Origin of the sequence: Burkholderia sp. MSHR3999, assembly GCF_000833595.1 — a bacterium.
GTDB lineage: Bacteria > Pseudomonadota > Gammaproteobacteria > Burkholderiales > Burkholderiaceae > Burkholderia > Burkholderia ubonensis.
Window position 1 is genome coordinate 147869 of sequence record NZ_JRFO01000007.1, and the last position, 25826, is coordinate 173694.

Sequence of the window (25826 nt, forward strand, 5' to 3'; positions counted from 1 at the left end):
GGAACGAGCTGCTTGACGGCTGCGCATTGACAGACGCCTACCTGAGTGGAGTCATCGAATGGAAATCATCGTTGAGACGTATGTGCCCTCTGGCGAACCTTCGTCGGCAGGCTTGCGCGTGAGGCCGCTTCCTGGGCAGGGAGTAGACCCAAAGCTCAAAGTCGAGTGCAGTCGGTCCATGCGGCGGCAGTATCCAGCTGGCTCGCTGTTCCGGCTCACGGTGAAGCTGACTGACCGCGAAGGCACACAATTTCTGTACGCTCACCATGCAGCGCCGTTCGAGCATGTGAGCCGCGAAGAAGCGAAACGATTCATTTCGACCATATTCGGCGCCTGACAAGTCGAAGCGCCCGCATAGGAACACGCAGACGATGCAGCAGGCTACCTATAAAGGTTACGTGCTATGGGGCCACGCCATCCAGCAGCAGGAAGAGGTTCTCGCACCCGAGCGATACGCCGCGAGCGGGACGATAAACCGGGACCGGAAATTCACAGAAGCCTCGGGAGTCCTCGGCGTCTTTGACACCGAGGAAGAAGCGCAGGATGTCGGACTCTCTTGTGCCAGAGCGCGGGTTGACTCGCACGGATAGCCCGCTTGGGCTATCCCAGTGCCCCTGTCTCCGGCCGCCCACTACGGGAAGAGCGTCTAGTTGAGAGCCAAAAATTCAGCGTGCGCCTGTCGCAATGCGGTCAACGCTTCATCGACGGCATTTTCGCTTTTCAGATATGCGATAAGTTCAGCGAGGCGAGTCTCCTCGACTGGAAAGTCCTTATCTCCCTTGATGTCCTGAGCAAGGTCGCCGACCCAATCTCTCCGGTCGACCTGCATCACAATCCATCGATGAAAAGCGCTACGCGAGGCCTCTCGTAACGCCGCTTCGGCCCGGAACCTCTGCACCTCCTCGTCGAGAGCGTTCACGGCATTCGCCGGTCTACGGTAGCTTCGATGCCACGACATTGACAACGAATCCGCAGTCTCCAGTTGACGAATGTAGCGCTCAACTGTCTTAGGGCCATGCTCAGTCGCGAAGTGGTCCAAGGGAAAAAATATATCGCATTGAGCGCAGTAAAACAGGTTGGCGTCGTTTTCCTTTTGGTCGCCATGAAAGTAGTAGCGCTGACGAGAATCCGGCTGACCAGTCAGTTGCGGCTCAACAGCCTTGCGAGTGGGTGTGTGCTTTGTCAGCAAAGCCCAATTTTGGAAGCCATGCTGCTGAGCGAGGCGGTCCTGAGCCTGATGGAGTGGAATAGTTTCCTGACGTGCGAGGCGCTTAGCGTTGCGACGCAGTTGCTTGAGTTGAGCGGCAGAAAGTGGTTTGCTCATGGCGTTGTCCTTAGCCGCAGGAAGCCTATGCACCCACACACGGATTCAACCGCGGCCAAAAGAATGGCCATGCACAAAAGAGATTTTTACGCTGCCGGAACCGGCTTCGCCAATGTGGGCGGGCGAGCCTGCGTCGAAGACTCGTGAATCAAGTGTAGCACGACTTGCGCACGAGGCAGTGTCCCGGTGCCGAAGTGCAAAGCGCTGCTCGACGTCGAGATTGTTGTCAGCGCCAGCCTGTACCAGGCGATGGCGTGGCGGGAGCGCTGGTGAAGTGGGCGAAGCTGCTTGGCAGGCGGTGAGCGGTGGAAGGGAGCGAAACGGCGCAAGGCGCGGGAAAAGCGAGGCGAGAGACCGGGGACGAAGCCCCGGGAGCCAACGGAGGTGGAGGTTTCCCCGCGTCTGAGGCACTTTGGGGGTGCTGCGCATTGGTTCTATTAGTTTCCCTTAAGCCCCGTCCCGCTTGGGTTTGCGGGCGGTCCGAGGGCCTTAAGGAAAACTTCTGCAGCGAGCTTTAAGTAAAACTATTAGAACTTGCCACCAGTTTCGCATTCCCCGTTCCCTCACTCCACCGTCACCGATTTCGCGAGATTCCTCGGCTTATCAATATCCGTCCCTCGCGCAATCGCCGCGTGATACGCGAGCAACTGCATCGGCACCGTATGCAGAATCGGCGACAACGGCCCGTAGTACTCGTTGAGCCGAATCACGTCGATCCCTTCACCCGGCGCCAGCCCGCAATCGACATCGGCAAACACAAACAGCCTGCCATTACGCGCGCTGACCTCATGCATGTTCGATCGCAGCTTCTCCAGCAGCATGTCGTTCGGCGCCACCGCAATCACCGGCATCTCGTTACTCACCAGCGCGAGCGGCCCGTGCTTCAGCTCCCCAGCCGGATACGCCTCCGCATGAATGTACGAAATCTCCTTCATCTTCAGCGCGCCTTCGAGCGCGATCGGGTAATGCATCCCGCGCCCGAGGAACAGCATGTTGTCCCGGCGCGCGAGCAGCTCCGACCACCCGATGATCTGCGGTTCGAGCGCCAGCACCTTCGCGATCGCATCCGGCAGGTGACGCAGCGCACGCAGATGCTGCTTCTCGTCGTCGTCGCTCAACCGGCCGCGCACCTGCGCGAGCGACAGCGCAAGCAGGAACAGCGCGACCAGCTGCGTGGTGAACGCCTTCGTCGACGCGACGCCGATCTCGATGCCCGCGCGCGTCACGAACTGCAATGCGCACTCGCGCATCAGCGCGCTGGTGGCGACGTTGCAGATCGCGAGCGTATGCAGCATGCCCGCCTGCTTCGCCGCATGCACGGCGCCCAGCACGTCGGCCGTCTCGCCGCTTTGCGACACCGCGACGACGAGCGTCTTCGGGTTCGGCACGCTGTCGCGATAGCGGAACTCGCTGGCGATCTCGACGCTGGCCGGCACCTTCGCGAGGCTCTCGATCCAGTACTTCGCGGTCAGCGCCGCGTGATAGCTGCCGCCGCATGCGAGCAGCAGCACCGAATCGACGTCGTTGAACACGCGCCACGCGTGGTCGCCGAACAGCTCGGGCATGATCGACGTGACGTCGAGCAGCGTGTCGGCCACCGCCTGCGGCTGCTCGAAGATCTCCTTCTGCATGTAGTAGCGGTACGCCCCGAGATCGGCCGCGCCGCTGTGCGCGGCCACGCGCTGCACGGCACGCTCCACGCGCTGGCCGTTCGCATCGACGATCCAGTAACGATGCAACTGGACGTCGGCGACGTCGCCGTTCTCGAGATAGGCGATCCGGTCCGTGATGCCCGCCAGCGCGATCGCGTCGGACGCGAGGAAGTTCTCGCCGTCGCCGGCGCCGACCACGAGCGGCATGCCGTTGCGCGCGCCGACGATGCGGTGCGGCTCGTCGCGGCACATCACCGCGATCGCGTAGCTGCCGCGCAGGCGCGTGACCGCGCGCCGGACCGCATCGAACAGGTCGCCGTCGTACAGGTGATCGATCAGGTGGGCGATCGCCTCGCTGTCGGTCTGGCTCGCGAACGCGTAGCCGTGCGCTTCGAGTTCCGCGCGCAGCGCGTCGCAGTTCTCGATGATGCCGTTGTGCGACAGCGCGATGCGCGCGTCGTCGTCGCCCGGCGAGAAATGCGGATGCGCGTTGAGCGTGACCGGCGCGCCGTGCGTCGCCCAGCGCGTATGCGCAATGCCGGTGTAGCCCGACAGCGCGCGCTCGGCGATCTCGCGCTGCAGGTTGGCGACGCGGTCGACGCTGCGCGCCCGCGCAAGCGCGCGGTCGCGGTACACGACGACGCCGCACGAGTCGTAGCCGCGGTATTCGAGCCGCTTCAGGCCGTCGACGAGATTCGGCAAGATGTCCCGCTGGGCCACCGCCCCGACGATTCCACACATATCGCGCTCCGTAGAAGGTGCTGTTTCGATCAGTGACAGCGATGGTAGAGGCGATGAATTGGAATTAAATTTCAAAAATCGGAGAATGATGAAACGAGGCGATTGTCACGTATCATGCTGAAATTAAATTTCACTTCAAAAGAACAGGAGGCCCCTTGGCCAGCGTGACCCTCGACGATCTCGATCTCCGCATCCTCGCGATCCTGCAGGACGATGCGTCGGTGTCGAACCTGGAGCTGGCCGAGCGTGCGCTGTCGTCGCCGCCGACCTGCCTGCGCCGGGTGCGCCGGCTGCGGGACGCCGGCGTGATCCGGCGGCAGATCGCGATCCTCGATCAGCAGATGATCGGCTCGGCGGTCACCGCGATCATCGAGATCAGCCTCGACCGGCAGACTGCGGAGGACTACGACGCGTTCGAGCGCTACGTGTGCGCGGAACCGGCGGTCACGCAGTGCTACCGCGTGTCGCCGGGGCCGGACTTCGTCGTGATCGCCGATCTTGCGGACGTCGCCGACTACGACGCGTTCGCGAGACGGCTGTTTACCGGCGCGTCGAACGTCCGCAACGTGCGGACGTTCTTCTCGACGCATCGCGCGAAGTTCGAGGCGAATGCGCCGGTCGCGCATGCGCTGCGCCGGCGGACGTGACGCTCGCCGCAGGCGCATGCCGATGCGCGTGCGCCGAGATCAGGCGGCGGCGCGTGCGTCGTCCGTCGCGCCGGGCAACTGCAGCGGCTTGCCGACCCCGAAGCAATGCTGCGCTTCGGGAAACGCGTGGTGCCGGACGTCGTGCGCGTATTGCGCGATCGCGTCGCGCGTCACGGCGCCGACGTCCGCATAGCGCTTGACGAAGCGAGGCGTATAGGCGTCGAAGCCGCCGATCATGTCCTCGGTCACGAGCACCTGGCCGTCGCAGGCGGGCGATGCGCCGATGCCGATCGTCGGAATCGCGAGCGCGGCCGTGATGTGGCGCGCGAGCGCTTCGGCGGCGCCCTCGATGACGACGCTGAACGCGCCGGCCTGCTCGACCGCGCGCGCGGCCGCGAAGATGCGTTCGGCGGTGCGCGGCTCCAGCCCCTGCGCCTTGAAGCCGCCGGTCGCGTTCGCTTGCTGCGGCATGAGCCCGATGTGCGCCATCACGGGCACGCCGCGCTCGGTCAGGAAGCGGATCGTGTCGGCCATTTCCGCGCCGCCTTCGAGCTTCACGGCCTGCGCGCCGGTTTCGGCGAGCAGGCGCGCGGCGGAACGGAATGCCTGCGCGTGCGACTCCTGATACGTCGCGAACGGCAGGTCGACGACGACGCACGCCTGCTGCGCGCCGCGCACGACGGCCGCGCCATGCGCGATCATCATGTCCAGCGTGACGCCGAGCGTGCTCGGCATGCCGTACAGCACCATGCCGACGGAATCGCCGACGATGATGACGTCCGCGACTGCGTCGACGAGCCTGGCCATCGGCGTCGAATAGGCGGTCAGCGAGACGAGGCTGCCGGCGCCTTTGGTCGCGCGGATCGAGGTGACGGTTTTGCGATTGGTGGTAGTGTGCGCGCTCATGAACACGTGCCGTGTCGGATGAAGGTGCGTCAAGGTATCACCGCGCCCGTGCACGGAATGGCATTCGGAGGACGTCTTATGCTGCTGGCAGGACAATCGGCCCAACCCTGCGCCATCCCGGCGGTGCCGGCGATGACGCGGCTGCCGAGGCCGCTGTATGTCCGCGCGTTCGAGATTCCGGGGCACGTCAGCGTCGATGCGCACAGCCATCCGTGGGCGCAGCTGATGTATGTGACGGCGGGCGTGATCGAGGTCGACACGCCGCACGGGCGTCATCTGCTGCCGCCGCACTATGCGATGTGGATTCCGCCGCATGTGCCGCACGCGGTCGCGACGCGCGACTGCGTCGCATTCCACAGCCTGTATCTGGACGAGGCGATCGTTGGCGGCGGCTTCGACGATACGTGCCGGATTCTGTGCATGACGCCGCTGCTGCGGGAGCTGGTCGTCGCGACCGCGGAACTGCCGGTGAACTACGACGAAGCCGGTCCGGACGGCGCGCTCGTCTGCCTGATCGCGGATCGCATCCAGCGCCTGCGGCCGGCGCCGCTGACCGTGCCGCTGCCGCGCGACGCGCGCCTGCTGAAGATCGCCCGCGCGCTGCACGCCGATCCCGGCGACGCGCGCAGCCTCGACGCGTGGGGGCAGCAGGTCGGCGCGACGCGCCGCACGCTGTCGCGCCTGTTCCGTCACGACACCGGGCTGTCGTTCACCGAATGGCGGCAGGCGGTGCGCCTGCAGGCGGCATTGCCGCTGCTCGAAGGCGGCGAGGCGGTCGGCGCGGTGGCGGCGCGACTGGGCTACGACTCGACGTCGTCGTTCATCGGGCTGTTCCAGCAGAAATTCCACGTCACGCCCGGCACGTTCGCGAAACAGGCGGCGCGACGCATCGTCAAGCCGGGTTGACGGCCGCGCGCGGCGCGGCGCGCCGTCGCAAGCGCTCCGATCAAAGCGCCAGCGTGTATTGCGCAGGATGGTCGCCGACGGACCGGCGGCCGGCGCTTTCGAGCGACAGCAGCGCGCGCTTCCTGTCGATGCCGCCCGCATAGCCGGTGAGGCTGCCCGTCGCGCCGATGATGCGGTGGCACGGGACGATGATCGACACCGGATTGCGCCCGACCGCACTGCCGACCGCGCGCGCGGCGCTGACGGGCAGGCCGATGCGCTGCGTCAGCTCGCCGTAGGAGGCCAGCGCGCCGAACGGGATCGCCAGCAATTCCTTCCACACGCGCCGCTGGAATCCGGTGCCGCGCAGATGCAGCGGCACCGAGAACGTCGTGCGCGCGCCGGCGAAGTACTCGGCGATTTCTTCCTGAGCCTGTTGCGCCACCGGTGACAGGGGCTGCTCGTGGGTCGCGATCGCGATCGACGGGAAATACTTTTGCCCGACGAAGAAGAGGCCCGTCAGGCAGTCGTCTTCCACGCGCACGACGATGTCGCCCAGCGGGCTCGATATCAGGTTGCCGGGTGTCATGGCTGGTGTCCGGATCGAAGTTCAGGCGACGAATGTAAACCATCGCGGCCACGGCCGACTCATCGTGCGGTAAAAAACGATTAACTCAGACGAGTGCCTGAGTCGTATCTTCGCGCCGCGTGTTTAGAGATGACTCATAGAAATCCCGCACTGGTCAGACGTCCGAAAACTCCCTATTCTTTGAAAAACGTTTTCCAAAGCGATGGCGAAACGTGGCGCCGCGTGCGAGGCCTGCGGCGCGCCTGCCCCGGTGCTCGTCGCCGGCAACGAACAAGCGTGCGGCACGACGAGCGGCGGCGCGCAACGGAGACATTCATGCAATCTGCCGTCGTCGGCGTCGCGCGCGTCGCGAGCCGCTATCGCTGGGCCGTGTGCGGGCTGCTGTTCCTGGCCACCGTCATCAACTACATGGACCGCCAGATCCTCGGCCTGCTCGCGCCGATGCTCCAGCACGACATCGGCTGGACCCAGGTCCAGTACGGCCGCATCGTGATGGCGTTTTCCGCGTTCTATGCGATCGGCCTGCTGGGCTTCGGCCGCGTGGTGGACTGGCTCGGCACGCGCGTGTCGTATGCGCTGGCGATGCTGTTCTGGAGCATCGCCGCGATGCTGCATGCGGCCGTCGGCTCGGTGACGGGCTTCGCGTTCGTGCGCGCGCTGCTCGGCATCGGCGAGGGCGGCAATTTCCCGGCGGCCATCAAGACCACGGCCGAATGGTTCCCGCGCCGCGAGCGCGCGCTCGCGACCGGCATCTTCAACTCCGGGGCGAACATCGGCGCGGTGTTCGCGCCGGCGATCATCCCGGCGATCGCGCTCGCCTACGGCTGGCGCGCGGCGTTCGTGATCATCGGCGCGGTCGGCCTTCTGTGGCTGGTCGTATGGCTCGCGTTCTACCGGCCCGCCGACCCGCAGGCGCTCAGCCGGGCATTCGACGAGCCGCGCGACGAGGCCGAAGCGCTCGACGCCGCCAACGCGAACGCCGGCGCGCCCGGCTGGGGCATGCTGCTGCGCAAGCGCGAAACGTGGGCGTTCCTGATCGGCAAGTTCCTGACCGATCCCGTCTGGTGGTTCTACCTGTTCTGGCTGCCGAAGTGGCTCAACGAGTCGCGCGGGATGGACATGCAGCACATCGGCCTGCCGCTCGTCTGCATCTATGCGCTCACGACCGTCGGCAGCATCGGCGGCGGCTGGATCTCGTCGACGATGCTGCGCTCCGGCTGGAGCGTGAACGCCGCGCGCAAGACCGCGATGCTGATCTGCGCGTGCTGCGTGCTGCCGATCGCGTTCGTCTCGCAGGTCCAGAACCTGTGGGTCGCGGTGCTGATCGTCGGGCTTGCCGCCGCCGCGCACCAGGGCTGGTCGGCGAACCTGTTCACGACCGCGTCGGACATGTTTCCGCGCCGCGCGGTGGCGTCGGTGGTCGGCATCGGCGGGATGGCCGGCTCGATCGGCGGCGTGCTGTTCTCCGAGGTGATCGGCCAGGTGCTGCAGCGCACGGGCCACTACTGGGTGCTGTTCGCGATCGGCGCGCTTGCCTATCTGCTGGCGCTCGCGGTCATGCATGCGCTCACGCCGCGCATGGCGCCCGCGAAGCTCGATGCCTGATTTGATGCGTGATGCCGCGACCCGGGCCGTTCGCGGCCGCGCGCAGCCGCGTTCAGCGGCACGCGGCCGTCGAGCCCCTGACGATCAGGCGCGGCTCGAACGTCGAGTAGCCGGCGTCCGCGTGGCCCGCGAGCGCGTCGATCAGCTTCTGCATCGCGAGCTCGCCCATCTTCTCGCTCTGGATGTCGACGGTGGTCAGCGCGGGCGATGCGTATTCGCCGTAAGGCACGTTGTCGATGCCCGCGACCGACACGTCCTGCGGCAGCCTGAAGCCGAGCGACGCGGCTTCCTTCATGAAGCCGAGCGCGATCAGGTCGTTGTAACAGATCACGGCCTGCGGGCGCTGCGGCCCGAGCATCACGCGCGAGCACGCGCGTTCGCCGGCCTCGGCGGTTGGCGCGTGCGCGTCGTGCACGTCGAGCGTGAGCCCGGCTTGCGCGAGGCAGTCGCGCGCGCCCTGGATGCGCTCGTCGTTGATGCGCGCCTGCCCGAAGCCGAGGTACGCGATGTGCCGGTGGCCGAGATTCAGCAGATGGCGCGCGAGCATGTAGGTCGACAGCCGGCTGTCGATGCCGACGCCGGGAATCGGCAGGTCCGGGCTGCGCCGCAGCAGCACGAGCGGCTTGTGGAGATCGAGCATCCAGCGCAGGCCCTCGTCGGGCGCGCGCGAGCTGACGATCAGCCCGTCGACGCGCGGCGCGAGCGCCTCGATCAGCGCGCGCTCGCGGGCCTGGTTCTCGTCGGTATCGACGAGCAGCAGCGTGTAGTCGTGCTGGAGCGCGACCCGGTTCGCGCCTTTCACGACGTTCGTGAAGTGCGGATTGCTGATGTCGAGGATGACGAGGCCGATGGTGCGCGTGCGCCCCGTGATCATCGAGCGGGCGAGCGGGTTCGAGCGATAGCCGAGCTTGTCGATCGCGGCCTTGAGCCGCGCCTCGACGGTTGGCGAGAACCGCTGCGCGCCGTTCACGTACTTCGACACCGTCGCGACCGACACGCCCGCTTCGGCGGCGACGTCGCGAATCGTCGGGGAAACTCTTTTCATGCGGAGGGTAACGTTTTCTTCGCTGGGCACGGGATTGTGGCAGAAAAAGCCGATGCGCGGCCTGGTGCGATTAGTCGGCGCAAAGCGCAAGCCGGGCGACGGCTTCGATCATTGACGCCGCGCCCGCATCAAACCTATAGTTGGAAAACGTTTTCCAATCAAGCCAGTTTCAAGGAGATTCGATGAACGCCTCAACCACCGAAGCGGGCAAGCCGTTCCGGCGCCTGCTGCTGACGGGCGCGGCCGGCAATCTCGGCTGCCAGTTGCGCGGCGCGCTCGCCGACTGGGCCGACGTCGTGCGCGTGAGCGACGTCGCGCCGCTGGGCGACGCGGCCGCGCACGAGGAAGTCCGGGTCGCCGACCTCGCGGACCGGCAGGCGGTCGCGGCGCTCGTCGACGGCGTCGACGCGATCGTGCATCTCGGCGGCATTTCGGTCGACGCGCCGTTCGACGACCTGCTCGAAGCGAACATCCGCGGCACGTACAACCTGTACGAAGCGGCGCGCAAGCACGGGGTGAAGCGGATCGTGTTCGCGAGCTCGAATCACGCGATCGGGTTTCATCCGGTGACGGAAGTGCTCGACGCCGATGCGCCGCAGCGTCCGGACAGCCTGTACGGCGTGACGAAGTGCTTCGGCGAGGCGCTGTCGCGCTACTACTTCGACCGCTTCGGCATCGAGACGGTGTGCCTGCGGATCGGTTCGTCATTCGAAGCGCCGAAGAATCCGCGCATGCTCGTCACCTATCTCAGCTATCGCGACTTCATCGAGCTCGTGCGCTGTTCGCTGCTGACGAACCGCGTCGGGCACGTGGTCGTGTACGGCGTGTCGGACAATCCGGTCAAGTGGTGGGACAACACCAAGGCGGGCTTCCTCGGCTTCCGTCCGCGCGACAGCTCCGAGCAGTTCGCCGGGCGCTTCGCGCTTACCGCGCCGAGCGCCGATCTCGACGATCCGGCGCAGCGTTTCCAGGGTGGTGGATTCGTCGTCGGGGTGCCGATGGAGCGGCGCGAATAGATGATTCGGAGAACGGAACGGCTTAGGGCCTGTTCACGCTAATAACGGGCTTGCGCTGGCCGCCAGAAGGGCCGAGCGCAAGGAATGTGACGAAGCGAATACTCAACGTATTCGCAAGGAGCATGACGCGGCGATCGGCCCTTCTGGCGGCCAGCCCCACGAATGAATTTTCAAGATCAGGGGAACGTGCCTTTCCGCCCGCATGGCGGCGTCGTTCGTCGTTGCAATAGCTACGGCTATTGCGCCTCCTCTCTCCTTGCCCTGCGGGCGGAAAGGCACGTTCGCAAGCCCGTTATTAGCGTGAACAGGCCCTAACGACCCAACTCGCCGATCGCGGTTTCGATGATCGACTCGAGCTCGGGCCGCGCACCACGCGCCGTGGTGACACCTGATATGGCGATGCGGTGCCGAGGCACGTAGTAGACGACGGTTCCCCAGAAGCCGGCGTGCGAGTAGCACACGGTGCCGCCGATCTCGCTGACGAACACGCCGAGCCGGTATGCGTCGGCGCCTTCGTGGGCGTCCGCCTTGAGCATTTCGGCCAGCGTCTGCGGGTTGTCGAACACCCTGCCTTCGAACAGATCGGCTGCCAGCGACGCGAGGTCGCGCGCCGACATCACCAGCCCGCCGCCGCCATAGAGGTCCATCGTCGCGTTGACGTCCGTCATTTCGATATCGCCGTAGAACTGGCGCGCCCGTGGCTCGACATGCGACGGCGGTTGCTCGATCAGCTCCCACCATGTCGAATGCAAGCCCCGCGCGTCGAAGCGCAGTGCGTTGCGCACCACCGCGGCAAGCGTTTCGCCGGTCGCGCGTTCGACGATGTCGCCCAGCAACACGTATCCGGTATCGGAGTACTGGAACCGCGCGCCGGGTTCGCTCTGCGGGCCGGCATACCGGGCCGACAGGCGGACCTGTTCGTCGCGGGTCCAGTGGTGCGACGGATCGGTGAGCACCGTCTGCATGAAGCTCGGGGCGTCGCCGTGGTCGTACAGTCCCGCACTGTGATTCATCAACTGGCGCACGGTCATCGATTCGGTGCGATAGCCGCCTGCCTGCAGCACGGCAATGAGGCTCGGCGTCGCGACGGACGCGATCGACGCATCGAGGTCGATCCTGCCTTGCTCCCAAAGTCTCAGCACGGCGGCTGCCGTGAACATCTTCGTATTGCTGGCGACCCGCAGCGGCGTGTCGACGCCCAACGGCCGGTTGGCGGATGCATCGGCCATGCCGCATGCCGTTCCCCACGGCGCCGGAGCTCCGTCGCCGGTCACGAAAATCGCCATGGGCGCGCTGGCCCGACCTAACGCTGCAAGCACTTTTTCTTGTTTCAAGCAGATTCTCCGCAAGGATGACGTTCGAGAGGCCGTATCGTCTCACAGCCGCGTGCGGTCGACGGGGCGGCCGCCTGCTTCAAACTCCCGGCGCATGAAACCCCGGCAGCATCGGAATGCGCTCGGCCATGAACTGCAGGAACACGCGCGCCCTCAGCGGCGGGTAGCGGCGCGACGGCGTGATCAGGTGCACCGAATGCGGCGGGATGGCCCACTTGGGAAGCACCCTGACCAACTGCCCCGCATCGATCAGGTCCTGCACGACCCACGCCGGCGCACTGCCCAGGCCGATGCCGGCGAGATAGCATTCGCGCAGCGCGACCGAGTTGTTGACGCGGTAGCGCCCGTTGGTCGGGACGACGATGGTCTCGGCGCCCTTGCTGAGTTCGAGCTGCGCGCCGACGGCGGCGCGCGCATAGCCGACGAACGGATGCCTGAGCAAGTCTTCCGGCCTGCGGATTCGCGGCGCGCGCTTCAGGTAGTCGGGCGTCGCGACCAGCACGCGCGGCGACCACGCGACATTGCGGGCCACGGCGTCCGGGGGAAGGGCGTTGCCGATGCGGATCGCGACGTCGATGCTTTCCTCGACGAGGTCGATGATGCGATCGGTCAGGTTCAGCTCGACCTCGATCTCCGGATATTGCGCGAGGAATTCGAGCACGAGCGCGTTGAGGCGCAATTCGCCGAGCCCCATCGGCGCGCTGACCGTCAGCTTGCCGACTGGCCGCTGCGCCTGGCCGCGCACGTCGGCGACGGCGTCGGCATAGGTTTCGAGCATCTGCTTGCAGCGCTCGTAAAAGCGCCGGCCTTCGTCGGTCGGCGTCAGGCTCGTGGTGGTCCGTTGCAGCAGCCGGACGCCGAGCTGCTTCTCCATCGCGGAGACGACCTTGCTCATCGTCGGCTGACCGATCTTTTCTTCGCGGGCAACCGCCGAGAAGCTGCCCAGCTCGACGGCGCGCGTGTACAGCCACATCGATTGAAGCGAATCCAAGTCATTCCCCTGTGGAATAGGCCGTATGCGATTTTCGCGCATTCCCCCAAGGATTGGCATGACGTAACGTTGCCTCACCTTCACTTCTTTCGACAGGAACACCATGCAATCAGCCACGCAATCGTCGCTCGGCGGCGCGCACGTCGTCGTGTTCGGCGCAAGCTCGGGAATCGGCCTTGCGGCAGCGGCGGCGGCCAAGGCGCGCGGCGCCGACCTCACGCTCGTCGGCCGGACCCCCGCGAAACTCGAAGCCGCCGCGCGAACGATCGGCGGCGCGCGCACGGCGGTGGCCGACATCGCCGACAGGCAAGCAGTCGCCGCGGTGTTCGCCGAGATGACCCGCGTCGACCATCTGGTCATTACCGCGGGCAGCTTCATCGTCGGCAAGCTCGCCGACTCCGATCCGGAGCAACTGCTGGCCGCGGTTCGCGAGCGCATCGCGGGGCCGGTGCATGCGATCCGGGCCGCATTGCCGCTGATGCCGCCCACGGCGTCGATCGTCCTGACGAGCGGGCAGCTTTCCGATCGTCCGTCGGGGGACGGCACGGCGGTCATCGCCGCCGCGGTGAGCGGCGTCGAGGCGCTCGCGCGCTCGCTTGCGCTCGAACTCAAGCCGATCCGGGTCAACGTCGTTTCGCCGGGGTTCGTGGATACGCCGCTGTTCGACGTGTTCGGCCCGGAGAGCCGCGACGCGATCCTTGCCCAGGCGGCGGCCACGTTGCCGGTTGGCCGCGTCGGACGGCCGGACGAAGTCGGCGAAGCGATTGCGTTTCTGTTGGGCAATGGTTACGTGAACGCCGAAATCCTGCATGTCGACGGCGGCGGGCGCTTTGCGTGAGGCCGCGAGGCGGCCGGCCGTCGTCGACCGTCGTTGATTCGATGCCGTGGCCGGCTCAATCCGGCCCGGCATGCGTGACGTTCGCGGCGAGTCCGGTCACGCGTTGCCCATCCTTGCCGTCTTCGACCTGCCAGCCTCGCGCCTTCAGCATCTCGCGGATTTCGTCGGCCCGTGCCCAGTTCCTTTCTGCCCGGGCCCGCTCGCGCTCGCCAAGCAACGCGCGAACCGCTTCCGGAACGTCGGATGCCGACGGCCGCCAATCGCGCAGCTTGAGTCCCAGTACTGCGTCGAAGTTTTCCACCGTCGCCTTCATGGTGGCGGGCGGCAGGTTGCTTTTGACGAGCTCCCACAGGACCGCCAACGCGCGCGGCATGTTCAGATCCTGATCGACCTCGGCATCGAATCGCGCGACGAATGCCGCATCGGCGCTACCGCCGTCGGGCCAGCCGGAATAGAGTTGCCTGAGGCGATTCAACGCCGTCTGCGAAGCATCAAGCGACGTCCAGTTGAAATTCAGCTTGCTTCGGTAATGGGCGGTCAGGCACAGGTAGCGGTACGCGAGCGGATCGACGTTCCGGTCGCGCAACGTTTGCAGGCGAACGAAATCGCCGCTCGACTTCGACATCTTCGAAGCGTCCAGCGTCAGAAAATGCCCGTGCATCCAGAAGTTCGCGAGTCGCGTGCCGTGGGCCGCTTCGGTTTGCGCGATCTCGTTGCTGTGATGCACGGCGACATGGTCTTCGCCGCCGCAGTGGATATCGAACCAGACGCCCAGGTACTTCGCCGACATCGCCGAGCACTCGATATGCCAGCCCGGAAATCCCCGTCCCCACGGGCTGTCCCATTCCATCTGGCGCCTGACCTCGGCCGGACTGAATTTCCACAACGCAAAGTCCGTCGCGTTCCGCTTCGCGCCGACTGCAACCCGCTTGCCGGCCTGCAGGCCGGCGTGATCGAGCCGCGCGAGAAAGCCGTAATCGTCCTGCTTGCTGGTGTCGAAGTAGAGGCCGTCGTCGGTGCGATACACGTAGCCGGCTCGTTCGATTTCCTCAATAAAGGCGATCTGCTCCGCGATGTGATCCGTCGCGCGGCACCAGATCGACGGCTCCAGCAGGTTGAGCGCGCGCCAGTCCGCCTTGAAGGCGTCGGTGTAGTGCGCGGCTATCTCCCACGCCGATTGGCCGGTTCGCCGGCTGCCCTTTTCCATCTTGTCTTCGCCTTCGTCGGCGTCCGAGGTCAGGTGGCCGACGTCGGTGATGTTCACGACATGCCGGACTTCATGCCCGTTGCGGGTCAGCGCGCGACGCAGGATGTCCTCGAACACGTAGGTTCGCAGGTTGCCGATATGCGCATGGTCATAGACGGTGGGGCCGCAGCAATACAGGCCGACGTGATCGTCGCGTATCGCTGTGAACGGGCGCAGGGTGCGCGACCAGGTGTCGTACAACGCAAGTGGCATCGTGTTGCTCCGGCTAGAAGGCAGCGCGCGAAAACGAAAAGGCCGCCGGTTTTGCAACGGGCGGCCAGAAGGATGTGACGCAGTGACGTATAGCGATACGCTAGACGCAGGTTCCCCCCGGCATGTTTCGACAACATGCGCGCACCGGTGAAAGGAGGGGGCGAGCGTGACTGGGCATGACGGGCATCGTAGCGTTTCGCGGATGGGCCGGTCAATAGCGGCGTGTGGTCGTGGATCAGGCCGTTCGATTGACCGGCGGTTCGAGTCTGCGGTAAAAAACGCGGGATGCGATGACGGCCGGCAGGATCAACGACGCGTATGGCGATGCGAGGCTTCGATATGAACGACATGACGATCATCGAGAAATACGAAGCGGCGCTCCGGACGGCGATGCTCGGCAACGACGTCGAAGCGCTCGCGAATCTGCTGGATGACGACCTCGTTTTCACCGGCCCGGACGGGCAGGTGCTTTCGAAACCCGACGATCTGTCCGTTCACCGCGACAGGCTGCTGCGTCTGGACCGGCTGGATTTGCACGGGACTGCCGTTCACCGCATCGGAGAAATGATCCTGGTCACCACGAAGGCCACGCTGGCAGGCCGCTTCGGCGCGACGCCGTTCGACGGTGAGTTCGCCTATACCCGGCTGTGGCGGCAGTCCGGGGCCGTCTGGCGCGTCGTGGCCGGGCACGCCGCCAGGATCGCGTAACGCAGGCGGCTTCCGGCCGGGTCGAGAACGTCGCCGACGCCGCCGCATGACTGCTGTCCGACGGTGCGCGGTTCGTGACGGGGCAGAGCATCCTGGTCGACGGCGGATTTACGCTTGGCGGGCTGCGGCCGTGGCTGAACGAGGTCGTCGCGGAACACGCGTGAGCGCAAACTGCCGGATCGGCGCTTGCGTCATCGCGCTCGATGCGAAACCGGGCGGCGCGCAACGCGCCACGCCGCCCGCACCCGCTTCAGAAAATGAACCCGGTGTTCACGAACTTCGAATGGTGGTCCGACACGATCGCATCGAGCAACTGCTTGCTGCTGTCGGTCTGCTTCGCGGCGACCATCGAGCGGATCGAGAACGCGCGCAGCGCATCGGTCACCGACAGCGTGCCTTCCGCCGAATCCTTGCGCCCGGCGAACGGGAACACGTCCGGGCCGCGCTGGCACTGGCAGTTGATGTTCACGCGGCACACCTGGTTCACGAGCGGATCGACGAGCGCGCCGATCTGCGCCGGGTCCGTGCCGAAGATGCTGACCTGCTGCCCGTGGTCCGACGTCGTCACGTAGTCGAGCGCGGTCTCGACGTCGTCGAACGGCGCAACCGGGATGATCGGCCCGAACTGTTCCTCGCGATACAGCTTCATCCCTTCCGACACCGGATACACGACGGCCGGATAGAACAGCGTCTTGCTGAACACGCCGCCCGATGCGTTCACGACCTGCGCGCCTTTCGCCTTCGCGTCGTCGATCGCGTCGGTCATGTACGCGGTGCGGTGCATGCCCGGCAGCGGCGTGATGCCGACGCCTTGCTCCCACGGCATGCCGATCTTCATCTGCTCGAGCGCCGCGGTGAAGCGCTTCAGGAATTCGTCGACGATCGAGCGATGCACGAGCAGCATCTTCAGCGCGGTGCAACGCTGCCCGTTGAACGACAGCGCGCCGAGCAGGCATTCCTTGACCGTCAGGTCGAGGTCCGCATCGGGCAGCACGATCGCCGCGTTCTTTGCGTCGAGCCCGAGAATCGCGCGCAGCCGGTGCGACTTCGGGTGCTGCTTCTTCAGGTGATCGGCGACCTTGCTCGACCCGATCAGCGCGAGCACGTTGATCTTGCCCGACGCGAGCATGTGCGGCACGATCACCGCGCCCGGCGCGTAGATCGTGTTGATCACGCCTTTCGGGAACGCGTCGCGGAACGCCTCGAGCAGCGGCTCGAACAGCAGCGTGCCGTACTGGGGCGGCTTGAACACCACGGTGTTGCCCATCAGCAGCGCGGGGATCAGCGTCGCGAACGTCTCGTTCAGCGGATAGTTGTACGGCCCCATGCACAGCACGACGCCGAGCGGCGTGCGGCGGATCTGGCCGATCGTGCCTTCGGCGATCACGAAGCGCGAGTTCGCGTTGTCGAGCTCCTTCAGCGCATCGATCGTCTGCAGCATGTAGGTGACGGTGCGGTCGAACTCCTTCTGCGAATCGGCGAGGCTCTTGCCGATCTCCCACATGATCAGGTTCACGACCAGCTCGCGCTGCGCGACCATCCGCTTGATGAAGTCCTGCATGCACGCGATGCGCTGCTCGACCTTCATCGTCGGCCATTCGCCGCGGCCGGCGTCGTACGCGCGCACCGCGGCGTCGAGCGCCGCGTCGCTTTCCGGCTCGCCCATCACCGGGTAGCTGCCGATGTCGAGCTGCTCGACGCTGCCGTCCGGCTGCCGAACGCACACGGGCGACAGCACCGTTTTGGTCGCGCCGTCCCATGGTTTCAGCTCGCCGTCGACGAGCGACGCGCGCTGGTGGATCGGCGATTTCAGCCGGAATTCGGCGGGGATGTCTTCGTAAGCGGGGAACAGCTGCTGCAGTGCGGCGGAATCGGGCATGACGGTCTCGCTTGACTGAGGGTATCCGTGATGGACGGACGATGCGGAATCCTGATGGTGCTCCTCGATCCTGAATCGCCATGATGACGCGCGGACGACGAGGCGTCACGTCACGGCATGGCTGAAACGCGGATTGGAACCAGTTCCATTAAATCGGAACGCCAGCGCGATTGCAATCGTCGCGCGCAGCGGCCGCGCATTTGAAAGCGCAATGAAGGAAAGTAGCGGTGTGGCGGATCAGAATCGGATCACGTTCGACGAGGATGCTCGCAAACGTTTTACTTCTGTCGAATCAGGCGGATAATGGCCGGGCGCTTATGCGCAAGAACAACAACGAGGACCTGAGAGCTTACGAGGCGTAAGAAAAATAACGATCGCCACGACGCCAGCGCCGGGTCGGGCTGACCGGGGCGCCGGGCCGGAGTCATCCGGTCCGGCGCGCGCCGGCCATCGCGCCTCCCGCGTCACTCGACGTCTTCGTTGTCCACGTATTCGTCCCCGTCATCGTCCCGGTCCCGCCCCGGCGCCGCATACGCGCTCGCCTGCTCCAGCAGCCACGCCCTGAACAGCTCCAGCGGCTTGCTGTGGCTGAACTCGGTCGGATAGACGAGGTAGTACGCGGAATCCTCCGCCGTCGCCGCGTCGATCGGCATCACCAGGCCGAGCTGCTGCAACTGCCCTTCGACGAAGAACTTCGGCACGAGCGCGATGCCGAGCCCGGCCTGCGCCGCGCTGATCAGCATCGTATGCAGCTCGTAGCGCACGCCGTGCATCGTGCGGGTGTCCTCGACGCCGAGCGTCTCGAACCATTGCGCCCACGCGCCCGGGCGCGTCGTCGAGTGCAGCAGCGGGTACGCGAGCAGGTCCTGCGCGTGCTTCACCGGCCCGTCGAGCAGCGCCGGCGAGCAGATCGGCACGACTTCCTCGCCGAACAGGTAATCGGCCGACGTGCCGGGCCAGGTCGGCTTGCCGTAATGGATCGCCGCCTCGAAGTGGGTGTCCTCGAAAGAGAACAGGTCGGTGCGGCTGCCCATGTTCACGCGCACGTCGGGCGTGCGGTCGTAGAAGTTCTTGATGCGCGGGATCAGCCAGTGCGACGCGAACGTCGGCAGCACCGCGAGCTCCAGATAGCCGCCGCCGCTGCCGTGCGCGATGATCGACAGCGTGTCGCGATCGAGCGTCTCGAGCGCGCGGCGCACCTGGGTGCCGTACAGCTTGCCCGCGCGGGTCAGCACCACGCGCTGCTTCACGCGCGCGAACAGCCGCACGCCGAGGCTCGCTTCGAGCGTCGCGATCTGCCGCGACACCGCGCTTTCGGTCAGGAACAGCTCCTTCGCCGCGTGCGTGAAGCTCTCGTGGCGCGCGGCGGCCTCGAAGGCCACGAGCGCGCCCATGTTCGGAATCTTGAATTTGCGCATGAGGGTCGTTTCGTCTGACGAACGGGCCGGCGCCGCACCGGGCGGGACGCCGGGCAATTGCCGCCGATTGTTCCAAAAACTCATTACGTGTCAATTTAATCTCGCTTTACGCCCGCCTGCAACCATTTGAATAATGCATCCCACGCAAGGCCGGGCGTCCATCGGGCGGCTGGCCGACGAGTCGCCGGCACCGTTGCCGGCCGGTTCCCCCGAAGAGAAACGAGATGCGCAATCCGAATATCGAGAGCTTGCTGACGAAGCTGCTGGGACAGGCGAAAACCGACGCCCTGTTCGCGACCCTGAACATGCCGGCCATCCTCGAGGAATGGGAAGACGGCGTCGTGACGCGCGCGGAAATCGCGCAGGCGATGAACATGGCGCTGTTCGAGGGGCTGCTCGAACGCTCGCCGAACGGCCGCGCATACACGGCCGACGCGATCGGCAACGGCGGCTCGGTGTATTTCGATCACGGCGCGCTGCGCACGGTGCGCTGGCCGCACACCGGCGCGCTGCCGCCGGGCGAGGCCGCGTTCACGCGCATCCTGCGTCCGCTCGGCTTTCGCCTGAACGGCCGCTATCCGCTCGACAAGCTCGGCATGACGGGGCGCGCATACGCGCACGAGGATGCGCCCGACGAGATCGCGCAGTTCTTCGTCAGCGAGCTGCATCCGGAGCGCTTCTCGAAGGAATTCCAGCAGGCCGTGACGAACGTCGTGAGCTCGTCGCGCGATCCGCTGAGCCCGGCCGCCGTCGCGCTGCTGTGGGAGATCGAGCGCGAAGGCTGGCTGCCGCTCGACGCCGCGCACGCGCTGCTGCCGGAGATCGTCGGCGCGTTCGCGCGCCAGCACGACGTGCCGCGCGAGCTCGACTACGACACGCTGCTGCTCGAATCGGCGGAAATGGCGTGGATCGCGACCGAAGGCAACGCGTTCAATCACGCGACCGACCGTGTCGCCGACGTGTTCCGGCTGTCCGACGACGAGAAGGCGAAGGGCCGGCCGATGAAGCCGGAAGTCGAGCGTTCGCGCTCGGGCCGCGTGTTCCAGACCGCGTATCGCGCGGACGTCGTCGAGCGCGAGTTCAGGACGCGCGACGGCGGGCTGGTCAAGCGCAGCGTGCCCGGTTCGTTCTACGAATTCATCACGCGCAAGCGCACGTTCGACCAGGCGCAGCGCCGCTGGGTGACCGACCTGCGCTTCGATGCCGGCAACGCGCAGGGCATCTTCAAGATGACCGCGAACGCCGCGAAATAATCGTGAAGCGCGCGACACCGATCGAAGTCGGGCAGGAGCTGCTCGACGCGCTCGCGGCCGACCTGCGCACCGCGATGCGCGGCGAGGTGCGCTTCGATGCCGGCACGAAGGCGCTCTATGCGTCCGACGCGTCGAACTACCGGCAGGTGCCGCTCGGCGTCGTGGTGCCGGCCGACGCGGACGACCTCGCCGCGGCGCTCGGCGTGTGCCGGCGCTTCGACGTGCCGTTCCTGACGCGCGGCGGCGGCACGTCGCAGAACGGGCAGGGCGTGAACGTCGCGGTGGTCGCCGACGCGAGCAAGTACTTCAACCGCGTCGTGTCGGTCGATCCGGACGCGCAGACGGCGATCGTCGAGCCGGGCGTCGTGTGCGACACGCTGCGCGACGCGGCCGAGGCGCACGGCCTGACGTTCGCGCCGGACCCGGCGACCCACAGCCGCTGCACGCTCGGCGGGATGATCGCGAACAACTCGTGCGGCGCGCATTCGGTGATGGCCGGCAAGACGGTCGAGAACGTCGAGGCGCTCGAGATCCTCACTTATGACGGCGCGCGCTTCTGGGTCGGCCCGACGCCCGAGCACGAACTCGACGCGATCATCGCGGAAGGCGGCCGGCGCGGCGAGATCTACCGCCGCTTGCGCGACCTGCGCGACCGCTACGCGGAGCGCATCCGCAACGAGTTTCCGCAGATCAAGCGGCGCGTGTCCGGCTTCAACCTCGACCAGCTCTTGCCGGAGAACGGCTTCAACGTCGCGCGCGCGCTGGTCGGCACCGAAGGCACGTGCGCGATCACGTTGCAGGCCAAGGTGCGGCTCGTGCACAGCCCGTCGTGCCGCGTGCTGCTCGTGCTCGGCTTCACCGACATCTTCACCGCGGCGGACGCGGTGCCGCATTACAACCGCTTCGCGCCGATCGCGATCGAGGGCCTCGACCGCGCGATCATCCGCGGGCTGCAGGCGCGCGGGCTGAAGGCCGACGAAATCGCGCTGCTGCCGCCGGGCGACGCGTGGGTCGTGCTGGAGTTCGGCGCGGACACCGTCGATGCGGCGCTCGCGCAGGCGCGTGAAGCCGAGGCGCATTTCAACGGCGGCGGCGCGGGGCCGGACGTGAGCGGCTTCGTCGTCACGGAGAAGGCGAAGCAGCAGAAGATCTGGTCGATCCGCGAAACCGGCGCGTCGGCCGTCGCGCTGTCGGTCGATCCGTCCAAGCCCGATCCGGTCGCCGGCTGGGAGGACGCGGCCGTCGATCCGCTGCGGCTCGGCGACTATCTGCGCGCGTTCCAGGCGCTCGTCGACCGCTACGGCTACGAAACCTGCCTGTACGGCCATTTCGGCGACGGCTGCGTGCATGCGCGGATCACGTTCGACCTGCGCAGCGCGGAAGGCGTGCAGGTGTGGCGCGGCTTCCTGCGCGAGGCCGCGCAGCTCGTGGTCGACTTCGGCGGCTCGCTGTCCGGCGAGCATGGCGACGGCCAGGCGAAGGCCGAGTTCCTGCCGATCATGTACGGCCCGGAGCTGATGCAGGCGATGGCCGAGTTCAAGGCGATCTGGGACCCGGCGAACCGGCTGAACCCCGGCAAGGTGATCAACGCATACCGCGCCGACGAGAACCTGCGGCTCGGCCCCGCATACAAGCCGGTGACGCTGCAGACGAAGCTGACCTTCGCGAGCCCCGAGGGCGACGGGATGCAGCGCGCGATCGAGCGCTGCATCGGCATGGGCAAGTGCCGCTCGCTCGACGGCGGCACGATGTGCCCGAGCTATCGCGCGACGCGCGAGGAGAAGTTCTCGACGCGCGGCCGCGCGCACCTGTTCTGGGAGATGCTGCAGGGCGACGTGATCAAGGACGGCTGGAACAGCGCCGAGGTCAAGGAAGCGCTCGATGCGTGCCTCGGGTGCAAGGGCTGCAAGTCCGATTGCCCGACGCATACCGACATGGCGTCGTACAAGGCGGAATTCATGTCGCACTACTACGAAACGCATCGCCGGCCGCGGCAGGCGATGTTCATGGGGAGGATCGGACAATGGGCGCCGCTGGCGAGCCGTTTTCCTCGGCTTACGAATTTTATGACCTCGACCCCGCCCTTGGCGCGTATCGGCAAGTGGCTCGCGGGCATCGCGCCGCAGCGCGCGCTGCCGGCGTTCGCGCCGCGTCCGTTCCGGGCGATCGCGAAGCGGCGCGGGATCGGGCAGCGCACGAACGCGGCGCCGGCCGGCAACAAGGTGATTCTGTGGGTTGATACGTTCAACGAGCACTTCTCGCCCGACATCGCGGCGGCCGCGGTCGACGTGCTGAGCGCGCTCGGCTACGACGTGACGTTGCCCAAAAAGCGCCTGTGCTGCGGCCGGCCGCTGTACGACTACGGCCTGCTCGACGAGGCGCGCGCGCTGCTGCGCACGGCGGTCGACGAACTCGCCGACGAGATCGGCGCGGGCGTGCCGGTCGTCGGGCTCGAGCCCGGCTGCCTGTCGGTGTTCAAGGACGAACTGCTGAAGCAGCTTCCCGACGATCCGCTCGCGAAGCGCCTCGCCGCGCAGACGTTCCTGTTCTCCGATTTCGTCGCGCAGGCGGAGTTCGCGTGGCCGCGGCTCGACGCGGACGTGATCGTCCACGGGCACTGCCATCAGAAATCGCTGTTCGGGATGCAGGGAGAAACCGCGCTGCTCGACAAGCTCGGCGTGCGCTGGACACTGCTCGACACGGGCTGCTGCGGGATGTCGGGGTCGTTCGGCTTCAACGAGGACCATTACGACCTGTCGATGAAGATCGGCGAAGGCAAGCTGCTGCCGCTCGTGCGGCAGGCGAGCGCGGATGCGATCGTCGTCACCAACGGCTTTAGCTGCCGCGAGCAGATCGAGCAGGGCGCGGGCCGCACGCCGCTGCACATCGCGCAGCTCGCGAAACGGGCGCTCGGGGTGTGACGGAGGGCGTCGACGCCGGCAAAGCGTCGACGTCCGCGCGTCAGAACGGCATCTCGTCGAGCGGGAAGGCCGACTGCTGACGTTTCAGCTCCTTCAGCCAGCGCTTCAGGCTCCCGACGTCGTCGAACAGCGGCATCTCTTCCTTCAGATCGCGAATGTCCTGCTCGCGTTCGACGATTTCACGCGCGAGATCGAGCAACACCGTGTCGGGAGAGACGTCGGCGTACGGAGAAAGTCCGTAGGCGAACCTGAGGTGGGATTCCACGTGCCGGATTTCCTGGTCGAGTTCGGCGACTTGCTCCTTGAGTATCTTGTTGTAGTGCTTCAAGCGATCTTCGCTGATTTGGTTGATCGCGTGCTGGTCGATGTGCTCGAGTTCGAGCTGCAATTCCAGCAGTTTCAGCAGATCGTTCCTGTCGTAAGCCTGGTTCACGCGCTGCATCAGCGAAGTCTTGCGCTCGCGCTCCAGCGGGTCGGGCTCCCGATCGGGATGCAGCGCGCTGGCGAGCTTGCGATAGACGTCACGGATCGACTGGCTCAGCGCGACCTGTTCGGCTTGCTGTTGCGACTCCTTCGCAAGCTGCTTCGCCGTTTTTTGCCGTTCGGCCCGCCGCGCTTCCCGCGCGCGCTTGTTGGCCTCGTCCCGAGCCTGCTGTTGCTCCAGCTTCGCCCGAACGTGTTGCAGGACTTCGTCATGCGCGCTCATGTCGAGATCGTCGTCGAGCTCGACGCCGAGCATCGCTTCCAGCTCGGCCTTCATCGTCGCGAATCCGGCGGCGACTTCGTCGTCGTAGTCGGTCCCGCGATGCCGGTTGTAGATGGCCTTCAACTGCGCGTCGTCGTTTGCGTCGAGCAGGTCGCCGGCGAGGCTGGCGAGCAGCGTCGAGAGCGTGCGTTGCTCGGCCTTGGTCAAGCCTTTCCGGCCGCTTGCCTCGTCGAGCCGGAAAGCCATCGTCGTGCGCAGCTCCGTCCACGCGCGTTCGAGCGGCAACAGCTCGTCGACATATCGCTTCTGGAACGCGGGCATGACGTGCTCCCATGCCGACAGGCGCTTGCGGCGCTTCTCGATTTGCTTGATCAGCGCGTTGAACGCCTTTTGCCCCTTGGACAGGACGGTCTTGCCGGTGTCCGGCGCGATGCTGACGGACCGGCTGTTTGTGCGGGGCATGGCTGTTCCTCCTGGTGGCTGCGGTGCATGAAACAAAGGGGCCATTCTAGCGCCTGAACGGCTGACGCTCGCGGTCTGCCGGATTGCGCGTTCACCCCGACTTGATGACTATTGCGCACAACATAGTTCCGATAATTCGTTTGCTGCGCGGGTATTGGCTACCCACAATCGGCTCACCTCTTTCGCGGTGAAAGGCTCCCGGAGACGGCGCCGCGCTGCGCATCCGCTTCCCCCCAGACCGAAGGAATGCCCCGATGAAATTCCGAATTCGCTCTCTTTCCGGCGCGGCGCTGGCTGCGGCGACACTCGTGCTTCCGGCCGGCGCGGCCCTTGCGCAGGAGACGGTCGTCAAGGTCGGCGTCGCCGGTCCGCTGACGGGCGGCGGCGCCGCGTACGGCAAGGACATCGAGAACGGCGTGCGCATGGCGGTCGACGAGGCGAACGCGGCGCGCCCGACGATCGGCGGCAAGCCGGTGAAGTTCGTCGTCGCGTCGCAGGACGACCAGAGCGATCCGCGCGCCGGCGTGCAGGCCGCGCAGCAGCTGACCGACGCGCAGGTCGCGGTCGTGATCGGCCACTTCAATTCGGGCACGACGCTGCCCGCGTCGAAGATCTACGCGAAGGCGGGCATTCCGATGATCACGCCATCCGCGACCAATCCGGAGATCACGCGCGCGGGCCTCGGCACCGTGTATCGCGTGATCGCGACCGACACGCAGAACGCCGGCAACGCGGGCGCGTATGCGGCGAGCGTCACGAAGGCGAAGCGCATCGCGATCATCGACGATCGCACCGCGTTCGGCCAGGGCGAAGCCGACGAGTTCGAGAAGGCGGTGAAGGCGAACGGCGGCACGATCGTCACCCGCGAGTTCACCAACGACAAGGCGGTCGACTTCAGCGCGCAGCTCACGAAGATCAAGAGCGTCAATGCCGATCTCGTGTTCTTCGGCGGCCTCGACGCGCAGGCGGCGATGCTCGTCAAGCGGATGCGCCAGCTCGGCATCAAGGCGCAGTTCCTTGCCGGCGGCGGCGTGATGAACGCCAACTTCATCCGGCTCGCCGGCGGCGCGGCGGAAGGCGCATCGGTGTGGGAGTACGGCCAGCCGCTGGCGCGCCTCGAGAAGGGCAAGACCTTCGAGACGAAGTTCCGGCAGAAGTACGGCGTCGACATGCTCGCGTATGCGCCGTTCGCGTACGACGCGACGTGGATCGCGATCAAGGCGATGGAGAAGGCGAATTCGACGAAGCCCGCGGATTTCAACGGCGCGCTGAAGCGCACCAGCTACGACGGCATCACCGGCACGATCGCGTTCACGGACACCGGCGACCTGAAGAACCCGAGCTCGACGCTGTATGAAGTGAAGAACGCCGCGTGGCAGCCGGTGACGACGAAGTCGGCGAATTGAGCGGACGGGCCGGGGGCGCGCGACGCTTTCGCGCCGGTTCC

Annotated in this window: 22 protein-coding genes; 11 read left to right on the forward strand and 11 right to left on the reverse strand. The window is 66.3% G+C overall.

What is annotated here, in order from left to right:
• The first annotated feature begins 58 nt into the window (after positions 1 to 58).
• A complete protein-coding gene (locus tag KY49_RS37630) occupies positions 59 to 337 on the forward strand; it encodes a hypothetical protein (RefSeq protein WP_156162595.1) in 279 nt (92 codons plus the stop codon).
• 34 nt (positions 338 to 371) lie between these two features.
• On the forward strand, positions 372 to 590 hold the full coding sequence (locus KY49_RS38740; protein ID WP_042587048.1) for a hypothetical protein: 219 nt from the start codon (positions 372 to 374) through the stop codon (positions 588 to 590).
• 56 nt (positions 591 to 646) lie between these two features.
• Here the strand turns inward: KY49_RS38740 and KY49_RS36160 are convergent, their stop codons facing one another.
• Positions 647 to 1324 carry a YozE family protein gene (locus KY49_RS36160; RefSeq protein ID WP_080411923.1) on the reverse strand — a complete coding sequence of 226 codons (678 nt, stop codon included), beginning with the start codon at positions 1322 to 1324 and terminating at the stop codon, positions 647 to 649.
• Positions 1325 to 1887: 563 nt separating this feature from the next.
• Positions 1888 to 3717: a glutamine--fructose-6-phosphate transaminase (isomerizing) gene (gene glmS / locus KY49_RS24340; protein WP_042587050.1), complete on the reverse strand. Its 1830-nt coding sequence runs from the start codon at positions 3715 to 3717 to the stop codon at positions 1888 to 1890.
• A 155-nt stretch (positions 3718 to 3872) separates the two neighbouring features.
• On the opposite strand from glmS, the gene KY49_RS24345 reads away from it, so the two are divergent.
• Entirely contained in the window at positions 3873 to 4364 is a 492-nt protein-coding gene (locus KY49_RS24345) for an Lrp/AsnC family transcriptional regulator (RefSeq protein WP_042587051.1), read from the forward strand.
• A gap of 39 nt (positions 4365 to 4403) precedes the next feature.
• Here KY49_RS24345 and panB read toward each other — a convergent pair whose 3' ends face one another.
• Positions 4404 to 5270, reverse strand: a complete 867-nt coding sequence (panB, locus tag KY49_RS24350; protein ID WP_042587052.1) for a 3-methyl-2-oxobutanoate hydroxymethyltransferase — start codon at positions 5268 to 5270, stop codon at positions 4404 to 4406.
• A 78-nt stretch (positions 5271 to 5348) separates the two neighbouring features.
• On the opposite strand from panB, the gene KY49_RS24355 reads away from it, so the two are divergent.
• The gene (locus KY49_RS24355) at positions 5349 to 6176 is read left to right on the forward strand and encodes an AraC family transcriptional regulator (RefSeq protein WP_042587053.1); all 828 of its coding nucleotides are present in this window, start codon (positions 5349 to 5351) and stop codon (positions 6174 to 6176) included.
• Positions 6177 to 6216: 40 nt separating this feature from the next.
• On the opposite strand, the gene KY49_RS24360 is transcribed toward KY49_RS24355, so the two are convergent.
• Positions 6217 to 6744 (reverse strand): methylated-DNA--[protein]-cysteine S-methyltransferase, encoded by a 528-nt coding sequence (locus tag KY49_RS24360; protein ID WP_042587054.1) that lies wholly within the window; start codon positions 6742 to 6744, stop codon positions 6217 to 6219.
• Between the two features lie 315 nt (positions 6745 to 7059).
• Between KY49_RS24360 and KY49_RS24365 the strand changes: the two genes are divergently transcribed.
• Complete coding sequence (locus KY49_RS24365) at positions 7060 to 8349, forward strand: MFS transporter (RefSeq protein WP_042588688.1); 1290 nt, start codon at positions 7060 to 7062, stop codon at positions 8347 to 8349.
• A gap of 52 nt (positions 8350 to 8401) precedes the next feature.
• Here the strand turns inward: KY49_RS24365 and KY49_RS24370 are convergent, their stop codons facing one another.
• Positions 8402 to 9394, reverse strand: a complete 993-nt coding sequence (locus KY49_RS24370; protein WP_042587055.1) for a LacI family DNA-binding transcriptional regulator — start codon at positions 9392 to 9394, stop codon at positions 8402 to 8404.
• A gap of 182 nt (positions 9395 to 9576) precedes the next feature.
• On the opposite strand from KY49_RS24370, the gene KY49_RS24375 reads away from it, so the two are divergent.
• Positions 9577 to 10410 (forward strand): NAD-dependent epimerase/dehydratase family protein, encoded by an 834-nt coding sequence (locus tag KY49_RS24375; RefSeq protein ID WP_042587056.1) that lies wholly within the window; start codon positions 9577 to 9579, stop codon positions 10408 to 10410.
• A gap of 311 nt (positions 10411 to 10721) precedes the next feature.
• Here the strand turns inward: KY49_RS24375 and KY49_RS24380 are convergent, their stop codons facing one another.
• Together KY49_RS24380 and KY49_RS24385 are read right to left on the reverse strand one after the other, a co-directional pair.
• Positions 10722 to 11696, reverse strand: a complete 975-nt coding sequence (locus KY49_RS24380; RefSeq protein ID WP_052495773.1) for a serine hydrolase domain-containing protein — start codon at positions 11694 to 11696, stop codon at positions 10722 to 10724.
• Between the two features lie 127 nt (positions 11697 to 11823).
• Positions 11824 to 12735 (reverse strand): LysR family transcriptional regulator, encoded by a 912-nt coding sequence (locus tag KY49_RS24385; protein WP_042587057.1) that lies wholly within the window; start codon positions 12733 to 12735, stop codon positions 11824 to 11826.
• A gap of 103 nt (positions 12736 to 12838) precedes the next feature.
• Between KY49_RS24385 and KY49_RS24390 the strand changes: the two genes are divergently transcribed.
• Positions 12839 to 13573 (forward strand): SDR family oxidoreductase, encoded by a 735-nt coding sequence (locus KY49_RS24390; protein ID WP_042587058.1) that lies wholly within the window; start codon positions 12839 to 12841, stop codon positions 13571 to 13573.
• A gap of 55 nt (positions 13574 to 13628) precedes the next feature.
• Here the strand turns inward: KY49_RS24390 and cysS are convergent, their stop codons facing one another.
• Positions 13629 to 15032 (reverse strand): cysteine--tRNA ligase, encoded by a 1404-nt coding sequence (gene cysS, locus KY49_RS24395; RefSeq protein WP_042587059.1) that lies wholly within the window; start codon positions 15030 to 15032, stop codon positions 13629 to 13631.
• A gap of 339 nt (positions 15033 to 15371) precedes the next feature.
• Here cysS and KY49_RS24400 point away from each other — a divergent pair, with 339 nt between their 5' ends.
• Complete coding sequence (locus KY49_RS24400; RefSeq protein ID WP_042588690.1) at positions 15372 to 15740, forward strand: nuclear transport factor 2 family protein; 369 nt, start codon at positions 15372 to 15374, stop codon at positions 15738 to 15740.
• 250 nt (positions 15741 to 15990) lie between these two features.
• On the opposite strand, the gene KY49_RS24405 is transcribed toward KY49_RS24400, so the two are convergent.
• A complete protein-coding gene (locus KY49_RS24405; RefSeq protein WP_042587060.1) occupies positions 15991 to 17619 on the reverse strand; it encodes an NADP-dependent glyceraldehyde-3-phosphate dehydrogenase in 1629 nt (542 codons plus the stop codon).
• 464 nt (positions 17620 to 18083) lie between these two features.
• Positions 18084 to 19037, reverse strand: coding sequence for a LysR family transcriptional regulator (locus KY49_RS24410; RefSeq protein ID WP_042587061.1), 954 nt, complete (start codon positions 19035 to 19037; stop codon positions 18084 to 18086).
• 224 nt (positions 19038 to 19261) lie between these two features.
• On the opposite strand from KY49_RS24410, the gene KY49_RS24415 reads away from it, so the two are divergent.
• Entirely contained in the window at positions 19262 to 20290 is a 1029-nt protein-coding gene (locus KY49_RS24415; protein WP_042587062.1) for a DUF1338 domain-containing protein, read from the forward strand.
• A gap of 2 nt (positions 20291 to 20292) precedes the next feature.
• Positions 20293 to 23211 carry an FAD-binding and (Fe-S)-binding domain-containing protein gene (locus KY49_RS24420; RefSeq protein WP_082062431.1) on the forward strand — a complete coding sequence of 973 codons (2919 nt, stop codon included), beginning with the start codon at positions 20293 to 20295 and terminating at the stop codon, positions 23209 to 23211.
• A 40-nt stretch (positions 23212 to 23251) separates the two neighbouring features.
• Here the strand turns inward: KY49_RS24420 and KY49_RS24425 are convergent, their stop codons facing one another.
• Positions 23252 to 24379, reverse strand: coding sequence for a J domain-containing protein (locus KY49_RS24425; protein WP_042587063.1), 1128 nt, complete (start codon positions 24377 to 24379; stop codon positions 23252 to 23254).
• 254 nt (positions 24380 to 24633) lie between these two features.
• Here KY49_RS24425 and KY49_RS24430 point away from each other — a divergent pair, with 254 nt between their 5' ends.
• Positions 24634 to 25785 carry a branched-chain amino acid ABC transporter substrate-binding protein gene (locus tag KY49_RS24430; protein ID WP_042587064.1) on the forward strand — a complete coding sequence of 384 codons (1152 nt, stop codon included), beginning with the start codon at positions 24634 to 24636 and terminating at the stop codon, positions 25783 to 25785.
• Positions 25786 to 25826: the final 41 nt, after the last annotated feature.

What these genes read in the sequence shown, in the direction of transcription:
- KY49_RS24410 (WP_042587061.1), bottom strand. Translation starts at nt 19,037, where the DNA reads ATGCGCAAATTCAAGATTCCGAACATGGGCGCGCTCGTGGCCTTCGAG.
- KY49_RS38740 (WP_042587048.1), top strand. Translation starts at nt 372, where the DNA reads ATGCAGCAGGCTACCTATAAAGGTTACGTGCTATGGGGCCACGCCATC.
- KY49_RS36160 (WP_080411923.1), bottom strand. Translation starts at nt 1,324, where the DNA reads ATGAGCAAACCACTTTCTGCCGCTCAACTCAAGCAACTGCGTCGCAAC.
- KY49_RS24355 (WP_042587053.1), top strand. Translation starts at nt 5,349, where the DNA reads ATGCTGCTGGCAGGACAATCGGCCCAACCCTGCGCCATCCCGGCGGTG.
- glmS (WP_042587050.1), bottom strand. Translation starts at nt 3,717, where the DNA reads ATGTGTGGAATCGTCGGGGCGGTGGCCCAGCGGGACATCTTGCCGAAT.
- KY49_RS24370 (WP_042587055.1), bottom strand. Translation starts at nt 9,394, where the DNA reads ATGAAAAGAGTTTCCCCGACGATTCGCGACGTCGCCGCCGAAGCGGGC.
- KY49_RS24415 (WP_042587062.1), top strand. Translation starts at nt 19,262, where the DNA reads ATGCGCAATCCGAATATCGAGAGCTTGCTGACGAAGCTGCTGGGACAG.
- cysS (WP_042587059.1), bottom strand. Translation starts at nt 15,032, where the DNA reads ATGCCACTTGCGTTGTACGACACCTGGTCGCGCACCCTGCGCCCGTTC.
- KY49_RS24405 (WP_042587060.1), bottom strand. Translation starts at nt 17,619, where the DNA reads ATGCCCGATTCCGCCGCACTGCAGCAGCTGTTCCCCGCTTACGAAGAC.
- KY49_RS24365 (WP_042588688.1), top strand. Translation starts at nt 7,060, where the DNA reads ATGCAATCTGCCGTCGTCGGCGTCGCGCGCGTCGCGAGCCGCTATCGC.
- KY49_RS24375 (WP_042587056.1), top strand. Translation starts at nt 9,577, where the DNA reads ATGAACGCCTCAACCACCGAAGCGGGCAAGCCGTTCCGGCGCCTGCTG.
- KY49_RS24425 (WP_042587063.1), bottom strand. Translation starts at nt 24,379, where the DNA reads ATGCCCCGCACAAACAGCCGGTCCGTCAGCATCGCGCCGGACACCGGC.
- KY49_RS24390 (WP_042587058.1), top strand. Translation starts at nt 12,839, where the DNA reads ATGCAATCAGCCACGCAATCGTCGCTCGGCGGCGCGCACGTCGTCGTG.
- panB (WP_042587052.1), bottom strand. Translation starts at nt 5,270, where the DNA reads ATGAGCGCGCACACTACCACCAATCGCAAAACCGTCACCTCGATCCGC.
- KY49_RS24360 (WP_042587054.1), bottom strand. Translation starts at nt 6,744, where the DNA reads ATGACACCCGGCAACCTGATATCGAGCCCGCTGGGCGACATCGTCGTG.
- KY49_RS24430 (WP_042587064.1), top strand. Translation starts at nt 24,634, where the DNA reads ATGAAATTCCGAATTCGCTCTCTTTCCGGCGCGGCGCTGGCTGCGGCG.
- KY49_RS37630 (WP_156162595.1), top strand. Translation starts at nt 59, where the DNA reads ATGGAAATCATCGTTGAGACGTATGTGCCCTCTGGCGAACCTTCGTCG.
- KY49_RS24380 (WP_052495773.1), bottom strand. Translation starts at nt 11,696, where the DNA reads ATGGCGATTTTCGTGACCGGCGACGGAGCTCCGGCGCCGTGGGGAACG.
- KY49_RS24400 (WP_042588690.1), top strand. Translation starts at nt 15,372, where the DNA reads ATGAACGACATGACGATCATCGAGAAATACGAAGCGGCGCTCCGGACG.